The sequence below is a fragment of the Halomonas sp. 707D4 genome (assembly GCF_024158685.1).
Taxonomy (GTDB): Bacteria; Pseudomonadota; Gammaproteobacteria; order Pseudomonadales; family Halomonadaceae; genus Vreelandella.
Genome location: NZ_JAMZBD010000098.1, coordinates 1 through 8485, shown reverse-complemented (window position 1 = coordinate 8485; position 8485 = coordinate 1). Strand labels below are relative to the sequence as shown.

Sequence of the window (8485 nt, the reverse complement as noted above, 5' to 3'; positions counted from 1 at the left end):
GATCTCGCCCTCGGGGTGCTGGAGGCGATCCGCCAGTCCCGGGTGCTCGAGGGCGCCGAGGGCGAGATCCGCTTCACCGCCACCCCGGCGCTCGGCGCAGAGCCCTGGCCGGAGACGTTCGAGGTGATCCACCAGAGCGCCGAGCAGTCCAACAGCGCCGTGGTGATCAACCACCAGTGGGTGCTGAAGCTTTTTCGTCGCCTCGAGCACGGCGTTCATCCAGAGGCGGAGATGAGCCGCTACCTGAGCGAGCAGGGCTTCGCCCACACCGCCGAGCTGCTCGGCGAAGTGACGCGCTGGCACGGTGACGAGCCGCGCACGCTGATGCTGCTGCAGCGCTTCATCGACAACCAGGGCGACGCCTGGTCCTGGACCCACACCACGCTCGAGCGGGCGATTCGCGAGGCGATCCTCGAGGAACCGAACCCGGATACTTCACGCGAGGCCCCGCGCTATGGCGCCTTCGAGGAGCTCGAGGCGTTCGCTGCAACCCTGGGTCGGCGGCTCGGCGAGCTGCACGAGGTGCTGGCCGCCCCCACCGAGCAGACGGACTTCGCTTCGCAGATCGCCGACGCCGCCCAGGTGGCGCGCTGGAAGACGCGGGTGAGCGAGCGCGTCGACGAGGCGCTGGCGCTGCTCGAGCGCCAGGCGAGCAGTGACGAGACGCAGCGGGCACTGATCGAGGGCGTGCTGGCCAGGCGTTCGGCCTTGTCCCGCGCCATCGACACCATGGCCGAGCTCTCGCTGGGCGGCTTGATGACGCGCATCCACGGCGATCTGCACCTGGGTCAGGTGCTCGTCGCCCACGATGACGCCTACATCATCGATTTCGAGGGCGAGCCGGCCCGGCCGCTCGCCGAGCGCCGCGCCAAGGACAGCCCGCTGCGCGACGTGGCGGGCATGCTGCGCTCCTTCGACTACGCCTACGCCATGGCGGAACAGGCCCACGCTCACGACTTGGAGGCGGATACCGCCACCGCGTCGCAGGTGATGGAGCGCTATCTGCTGCGCGGCCGCCAGGCGTTCTTGAACGCCTACTGGCAGGCGACGCTGGAGATCCCCCACGACTGGGCCAAGCCCAATGGCCCCGCGGCGGCGGTGGATCTGTTCGTGCTCGAGAAGACCGCCTACGAGATCGCCTACGAGGCGGCCAACCGTCCGGCGTGGCTTGGCGTGCCACTGCGGGCACTGGCCGGGTTCGTCGACCAGCTCGACCAAGGAGGCTCCCATGAGTGAGTTCACCCGCCGGGTGGTCGACCACCGCCTGTGGCTCGACGAGGAGGCCGCCCACGCCCTGGTCGAGGGCACCTGCGGCGATCCTTTCGCGCTGCTCGGCCCGCACGCCGATGCCGACGGCCCTTACCTGCGCGCCTTTCTGCCCGGCGCCATCGGCGTGGACGTGCTCGAGGCCGACCGTGACGAGGTGCGCGCCGTGCTGAGCGCGGTGCAGGTGCCGGGGCTCTTCGCCGCCCGGCTGCCCCACGCCGCGCCCTACCGGCTGCGCATCCGCTGGCCCGAGGGCGAGCAGGTGACCGACGACCCCTACCGCTTCGGCCTGCTGCTCGGCGAGACGGATCTCTATCTGATCAACGAGGGCAACCACCGCCGCCTCGGCCACTGCCTGGGCGCCCAGCCGATGACCTTGGAGGGGGTTGCGGGCGTGCGCTTCGCGCTCTGGGCGCCCAACGCCCGGCGGGTCTCGGTGGTCGGCGACTTCAACGGCTGGGACGGTCGGCGCCACGTGATGCGCCTGCGCCATCCCGCCGGGGTCTGGGAGCTGTTTTTGCCCGGGCTCGCCCCCGGCGCCGTCTACCAGTACGAGCTGCTGGAAGCCCACGGCGGGCTCGGCCGGCGCGCCGACCCGGTGGCCCGGGCCACCCAGCCCCCGCCCTCCACCGCCTCGGTGGTGGCGGACACCACGCCCTTCACCTGGCACGACGACGCCTGGCTCGAGAGGCGCGCGGCGTACCAGGCGGGCGACCGGCCGATGAGCATCTACGAGGTGCACGCCGGTTCCTGGCGGCGCCACGGCGGTGACGACGGCGCGCTCTACAGCTGGCGGGATCTCGCCGAGCACCTGATTCCCTACGTCAGCGAGCTCGGCTTCACCCACATCGAGCTTCTGCCTATCATGGAGCACCCCTTTGGCGGCTCCTGGGGCTACCAGCCGCTCGGTCAGTTCGCCCCCAGCGCCCGCTTCGGCACCCCGGCACAGTTCGCCCTCTTCGTCGATGCCTGCCACCAGGCGGGGCTCGGCGTGATCCTCGACTGGGTGCCGGCGCACTTCCCCACCGACCCCCACGGTCTTGCCCGCTTCGACGGCACCGCGCTCTACGAGTACGCACACCCCTTCGAGGGCTTTCACCGCGACTGGGACACTTACATCTACAACCTGGACCGGCGCGAGGTGCACGGTTTTTTGCTCGCCTCGGCGCTTTACTGGCTGACCCACTTCCACGTGGACGCGCTGCGGGTCGATGCCGTGGCCTCGATGCTCTATCGCAACTACTCGCGAAACGACGGCGAGTGGATTCCCAACCGCTTCGGCGGCCACGAGAACCTGGAGGCGATCGACTTTCTGCGCCACCTCAATGAGGTAGTCGCTGAGGAGGCGCCGGGGGCCCTGGTGATCGCCGAGGAGTCCACCGCCTGGCCGGGGGTGACGAAGCCGGTCGATGAGCAGGGCCTGGGCTTCTCCTACAAGTGGAACATGGGCTGGATGCACGACACCCTGACCTACATCGCCAAGGATCCGGTCTACCGCCGCTACGCCCACTCGGAGATGACCTTCCCGATGGTGTACGCGTTTTCCGAGCGCTACGTGCTGCCGATCTCCCACGACGAAGTGGTGCACGGCAAGGGCTCGCTGATCGGCAAGATGCCCGGCGACGCCTGGCAGCAGTTCGCCAACCTGCGCGCCTACCTGAGCGTGATGTGGACCCAGCCGGGCAAGAAGCTTCTGTTCATGGGCTGCGAATTCGGCCAGTGGCGGGAGTGGAGCCACGACCGCGAGCTCGACTGGTGGCTGCTCGGCGAGCCGCGCCACGCAGGTATCCAGCGACTGGTGAGCGACTTGAACGGTCTCTACACCGAGCTTTCTGCCCTTCACGCCCACGAGAGCGAGCCACGCAGCTTCACCTGGGTGGTGAGCGACGACGCCGACCAGAGCGTGCTTGCCTGGCTGCGCACCGGGGGCGGCAAGTGCGCGCTGGTCGTCGCCAATCTGACCCCGGTGCCGCGCCACGGCTACCGACTGGGCGTGCCCCGGGCGGGCACGTGGGTCGAGCGGCTCAACAGCGACGCCGAGTGCTACGGTGGCGCGAACCTGGGCAACCTCGGCGCGATCACCGCCACGGACGCCCCGCTGCACGGCCAGAGCGCGAGCCTTTCGCTCACGCTGCCGCCGCTGGGGGTGCTGGTGCTGACGCCAGAACGTTAGAAAAGGGGTTCGATTCGACGAGGTAGCCAAGCGAACCGAACGCATTGGAAAGCCAGGGGTAAAACGCTCCTGACAACGCCTCTCACACCATCGCGAAGCGCGCCAGCTTGCTCTCGAGCTGGTTGCGCACCGCCGGCCACTCGGAGGCGACGATCGAGTAGACCACGGTATCGCGCAGCGAGCCGTCGGGAAGGATCTGGTGGGCACGCAGAATACCGTCCTGCTTCGCCCCCAGCGCCTCGATCGCCGCGCGCGAGGCGCGGTTGAAGAAGTGGGTGCGAAACTCGCAGGCCACCGCCTGGGAGACCTCGAACAGATTCGACAGCATCAAGAGCTTGCACTCGGCGTTCACCGCCGTGCCGCGCACGCGCTCGGCGTACCAGGTGTAGCCGATCAGCGCCCGGCGATGGGCGGCACTCACGTCGTAAAAGCGCGTGGTGCCGACGATGTCGCCGCTGGCCAACTGGCGCACGGCGTAGGCCAGCTCGCCGTGGCTCGCCGCGTCCATCGCCCGCTCGACGTAAGCGGCCATCTCTTGAGGATGGGGGACGCTGGCATACCAGAGCCCCCACCCTTCGCCATCGCGTACCGCCTCGGCGAGCGCGTCGATATGCCCGGCGTTCAACGGCTCCAGGCGCACGTGCTGGCCTTCGAGTTGCTGCTCCGTGATGAACATCGCTGTCTCCTCTGGGGTCGTCGGGCGCCGCGCGATCTGCTGCGCGGCTAGCTCAACGCGGTGTGCCGCTGGCGGCCAGATGGTCGCTCAGCGCGTGGAAGAACTGGGTGACCGGCACGATCTCGAAGGCTTCGGCCTTGGGCTGAGCGCCGGTCATGGCGATGACCATGTCGTTGTCCGGGTCGATGAATACCCACTGGCCGAAAATGCCCACCGCCGAGAAGGCGTTGTCGCCTTCCGGCCACCAGGAGTAGCCGTATTCGACCTCTTCGCCGCCGATCTCGTGGGGCCGCGCCGACTCCGCCACCCAGCCTTCCGGCAGCACGTTCGGCTGGTGGTATTCATTCAGCACGAACTGGCCGAAGCGGGCGTAGTCGCGCAGGGTGATCAGAAGCCCGCTGCCACCGATCTCCTGGCCCTCTTCGCTGTCGAGCCACCACTTCGCATCGGTCTCCATGCCGAACCCCGCCCAGATCTTGTCGGAGAGATACTCGGCGGCGCTCTTGCCTACCGCGCCGTTGATGATCGCCGACAGGATCTGGGTCTCGCCGGTGCTGTAGTTCCACACCGTGCCGGGCTCGGCGGCGCGCTCGAGGCTGCCCATGAACTCGAGCAGCGCCCCGGGCTTCTGGGAAAGCTGCACCTCGAGCATCCGGCGGCGGTCGGAGGCCGGGTCGGCGTAGGTCTCGTCCCAGGCCACGCCCGAGGCCATCAGCAGGATCTGCTCGACGCTGACGTCGTCATAGACGCTGCCCTCGAGGGCCGGCACGTAGCGGGTGACCGCATCGTCGAGGCTGTCGATATGGCCGTCGTTGAGCGCGGCGCCGATCAGGGTCGAGGAGATCGACTTGGCGATCGACATCGACATCCAGGGGGTATCGGCGGTGTTGCCGAGGGCGTACTGCTCGAACACCACGTCGTTGTCGTGCACCGCGATCAGACCGCTCACCCGGTTGAGCGCCATGAAGTCATAGATGTCGTAAGTGACACCCTCGTGGGTCAGCGAGAACTCCTCGAGCGAGGCGTCACGCGAGCCAAACTGATGCGGCTCGGCCGCCGCCTCGACCGTGCGGGTCGGGAACAGCCGGTCGATATGGCGCGAAAGCGCGACCTGCTCGTCGGGCATCATGCGCCCGCTGTAGAGCTTGCGCACCGCCTCCTGGCTCAGCTCGTCGCTTTGCGCGAAGGCCTGGGGGGCCAGCGCCAGGGCGCCGGCGATCAAGGAGGTATGAAGAAGCGTCGGTGTCATGTCGTTTCCCGTGAGGTGGTTCACGCAAGCCCCGCCTTGGCGGCGCGCGCGGCGTGGAGTTTCTGGTAGCTCTGGATCAGGCGCTGGTGGCGCTCCAGGCCGTCGAGCTGCCGATTGGTGGGCGTGAGGCCATGAAAGCGCACGCTGCCGTCGACGGAGCCGACCACCGCTGCCATGGTCTCTTCCCCGAACATGCGGGTGAGGTTGGGCAGGTAGTCGTCGAGCTCGAGCTCGTCGTCGAGGGCGATCTCCAGCACCGCCTGCACGGCCTGGTAGAAGAGCCGCCGCTCGACGGTATTGTCATTGTACTGGAGGAACATCTCGACGCACTCCAGCGCCTCCTCGAGGCGACCCAGCGCCAGAAAGATCAGCAGCTTGAGCTCGAGGATGGTGAGCTGGCCCCAGACCGTGTTCTCGTCGAACTCGATGCCGATCAAGGTGATGATGTCGGCGTGATCGTCCATCTGGCTCTCTTCCAGGCGCTCGACCAGGGCCGTAAGCGCCTCATCATTTAGCCCGTGCAGCTCGAGGATGTCTTCGCGGTAGTCGAGCGCCTTGTTGGTGTTGTCCCAGATCAGGTCCTCGATCGGGTAGACCTCGGAGTAGCCCGGCACCAGGATGCGGCACACCGGCGCGCCGAGGTCCTCGTGCACCGCCATGTATACCTCGGCGCCGAGCTCCTCGAAGACGCCCATCAGGGTGTCGACCTCCTCCTCGGTGCTGCCGGAGAAGTCCCACTCGGCGAACTCGAAGTCCGAACGGGCGCTGAAGAAGCGCCAGGAGACCACGCCGACGGAGTCGATGAAGTGCTCGACGAAGTTGTTCGGCTCGGCGACGGTCTGGGAGTTGAAGGTCGGCAGCGGCAGGTCGTTCAAGCCCTCGAAGCTGCGCCCCTGAAGAAGCTCCGTGAGGCTGCGCTCCAGCGCCACCTCGAAGCTCGGGTGCGCCCCGAAGGAGGCGAACACGCCGCCGGTACGCGGGTTCATGAGCGTCACGCACATCACCGGGAACTGCCCGCCGAGGGAGGCGTCCTTGACCAGCACCGGGAAGCCCTGGGCCTCCAGCGCCGCGATGCCCTCCTGGATGCTCGGGTAGCGGGCGATCACCGCCGGCGGCACGTCGGGAAGCGCGAGCTCTTGCTCGAGGATCTCGCGCTTGACCGCGCGCTCGAAGATCTCCGAGAGGCACTGCACCTGGGCTTCCGCCAGGGTGTTGCCGGCGCTCATGCCGTTGCTCAGAAACAGGTTCTCGATCAGATTCGACGGGAAGTAGACCGTCTCGCCATCGGATTGGCGCGTGAAGGGCAGCGAGACGATGCCGCGATCCGGCCGCCCGGAGTTGGTGTCGAATAGGTTCGACCCGGCCAGCTCGCCTTCCGGGTCGTAGATTTCCCGGGTGTGCGCGTCGAGGATCTCCTCGGGAAGCTCGTCGTTCGGCCCCGGCTGGAACCACTTCTCGCTCGGGTAGTGGACGAAGGCGGCATCGCCGATCTCTTCGCCGAAGAACTGGTCGTTGTAGAAGAAGTTGCACGACAGCCGCTCGATGAACTCCCCCAGCGCCGAGCACAGCGCGCTCTCCTTGGTCGCCCCCTTGCCGTTGGTGAAGCACATCGGCGAGGCGGCGTCGCGAATGTGCAGCGACCAGACGTGGGCCACGATGTTGCGCCAGGAGGCGATCTCGATCTTCATGCCGAGATCGGCAAGGATTCCGCTCATGCGGGCGATGGTCTGCTCGAGCGGCGCATCCTTGCCCGCGATGAAGGTTTCGCCGCCCTCGGGTGTGCCCATCAACAGCGCCTGGGCGTCCTCGTCGATGTTCTCGACCACCTCGATCTGGAACTCCGGGCCGGTCTGCACCACCTTCTTCACCGTGCAGCGGTCGATGGAGCGCAGGATGCCCTGGCGATCCTTGTCGGAGATGTCCTCGGGCAGCTCCACCTGGATCTTGAAGATCTGCTTATAGCGATCCTCCGGGTCGACGATGTTGTTCTGGGAAAGCCGGATGTTCTCGGTCGGGATGTTGCGTGCGTTGCAGTACACCTTGACGAAGTAGGCCGCGCACAGCGCCGAGGACGCCAGGAAGTAGTCGAAGGGGCCGGGCGCGGAGCCGTCGCCCTTGTAGCGGATCGGCTGGTCGGCGATGACGCTGAAGTCGTCGAACTTCGCCTCCTGGCGAAGGTTGTCGAGGTAGTTGACCTTGATTTCCATAGAGCGGGTGTCCGGGATGATGGGTGTGCCGGCACCGGCCGGCGAATGGCGCCCATTATCCAGTTTTTGCACCGCCCCGTCTCGGGTCGCGCGTCAGCTAAGGGTTTTCACCAGCACCTTGGACTTGCGCGCGTGGTTGTAGGTCTCGCGCTTGAGGGTCGGCAGCTCCTCGAGGCTTGCGCTCTTGAAACCGCGCTCCACGAACCAGTGGGCGGTGTGGGTGGTCAGCACGAACAGCTCCGACAGCCCCCGCTGGCGGGCACGGCGCTCGATGGCCTCGACCAGGCGCTCGCCCCGCTCGCCGCCCTGGTAGCTGGTATGCACCGCCACGCAGGCAAGCTCGCCCACCGTGGTGTCCGCAAAGACGTGCAGCGCTGCGCAGCCGATCACCATGCCGTCGCGCTCGATCACCAGGTAGTCGTCGATCTCGTGCTCGAGGCGCTCGCGGGAGCGCGCCACCAGCATGCCGCGCCGCTCCAGCGGCTCGAGCAGCTCCAGAAGCCCGCCCACGTCGTTGAGGGTGGCCGGCCTGAGCTGCTCGTAGCGGTGCTCGGTGATCATGGTGCCCACGCCGTCGCGGGTGAAGAGCTCGCCCAGCAGCGCATCGTGGTCGCGCCAGCATAGAAGGTGGGTGCGCGCCACGCCCTGACGCGCGGCGCTGGCCGCCGCGCTCAGGTGGCGGGCAAGCTCGCTTCCGGGCTCGGCGGCGGCCAGGCGCGGCTCCGCCTCCGCCGGGGTGAGCTGGCGCAGCAGCGTCCCGTTCTCGTCCGCCAGACCCTCGGAGTCGCCGAGCAGGATCAGCTTGTCCGCCTTGAGCGCCACCGCCATCAAGGAGCTGCTGGCCCAGGGGTCGCTGGTATTGCTGCCGCCGCTCGGGTTCTCCAGCACCGGCGAGGTGTTCGACCTCGACGCCG

General features: G+C 67.7%; 6 protein-coding genes. 2 read left to right on the top strand and 4 right to left on the bottom strand.

What is annotated here, in order from left to right; all coding sequences use genetic code 11:
* Positions 1-1236: putative maltokinase (locus BIS11_RS06255; RefSeq protein ID WP_253585830.1), on the top strand; the 1236-nt coding region annotated here is incomplete at its 5' end.
* Positions 1229-3439: a 1,4-alpha-glucan branching protein GlgB gene (gene glgB / locus BIS11_RS06250; protein WP_253419852.1), complete on the top strand. Its 2211-nt coding sequence runs from the start codon at positions 1229-1231 to the stop codon at positions 3437-3439. The genes BIS11_RS06255 and glgB, both read left to right, overlap by 8 nt.
* Before the next feature lie 82 nt (positions 3440-3521).
* Here the strand turns inward: glgB and BIS11_RS06245 are convergent, their stop codons facing one another.
* The 4 genes from BIS11_RS06245 to argA all read right to left on the bottom strand — a co-directional run.
* The gene (locus tag BIS11_RS06245; protein ID WP_253419854.1) at positions 3522-4115 is read right to left on the bottom strand and encodes a GNAT family N-acetyltransferase; all 594 of its coding nucleotides are present in this window, start codon (positions 4113-4115) and stop codon (positions 3522-3524) included.
* Positions 4116-4167: 52 nt separating this feature from the next.
* Complete coding sequence (locus BIS11_RS06240; protein ID WP_253419856.1) at positions 4168-5364, bottom strand: serine hydrolase; 1197 nt, start codon at positions 5362-5364, stop codon at positions 4168-4170.
* A gap of 20 nt (positions 5365-5384) precedes the next feature.
* Positions 5385-7571 carry an OsmC domain/YcaO domain-containing protein gene (locus BIS11_RS06235; RefSeq protein WP_253419898.1) on the bottom strand — a complete coding sequence of 729 codons (2187 nt, stop codon included), beginning with the start codon at positions 7569-7571 and terminating at the stop codon, positions 5385-5387.
* 93 nt (positions 7572-7664) lie between these two features.
* Positions 7665-8485, bottom strand: an 821-nt coding sequence (argA, locus tag BIS11_RS06230) for an amino-acid N-acetyltransferase (protein ID WP_253585829.1), incomplete at its 5' end; no start/stop codon positions are given.